Genomic DNA, 553 nt, shown 5'->3' on the forward strand with positions numbered 1-553 from the left:
GAATAAATTAACGCGAAATCAGAAACTATACGTAGTTCGTTGCTGGTAATTTTCTTTTCTTTTCCCTTTTTCTCGACCTCTTGGTGAAAATCTTTCCGCGTGATCGTTTCATCACTTCTACGAAGTAATAATTCGTATACTTCAGCTAATTGTCTATTCACTCTATTTGAAGATTGAGCGGATTTTTCAACTAAAATATTTTGCAAATCAAGTTCACCATATAAATTTAAAAACTCCATTCCTAATCTTACATTTTTAGGAGAGATTTTATTTATAAACCCTCTCAAACATTCTCTTCGTAAATTAACATCATTAGGGTAAAGCATTTGTAATACCCTAACAAAATGAATAAAATCAAACTCCCTCTTGTTTGATAACATAGCGTTAGTGGTTGTGTGACTTACATCTAGTATTGTAGATAACTGTCTGTTACTTATTTTTTGCGCGTATAGATCATCGTTTATTCTATTCAAAACACTTTGCATAACTTTGCTCCCCTTTTTTCGGAACAAAAGACACGTTATACCCATTTTTTAACTTTTAGAGGAAAACG

The 553-nt window shown here is 31.8% G+C and carries 1 protein-coding gene; it reads right to left on the bottom strand.

Features of this window, described 5'->3' with window-relative positions:
• On the bottom strand, positions 1-485 hold a 485-nt coding region (locus ACPUEY_RS14115; protein ID WP_425122477.1), incomplete at its 3' end, for an AimR family lysis-lysogeny pheromone receptor.
• Positions 486-553: the final 68 nt, after the last annotated feature.

Source organism: Acinetobacter sp. G11, assembly GCF_049808495.1.
Classification (GTDB): domain Bacteria; phylum Pseudomonadota; class Gammaproteobacteria; order Pseudomonadales; family Moraxellaceae; genus Acinetobacter; species Acinetobacter kookii.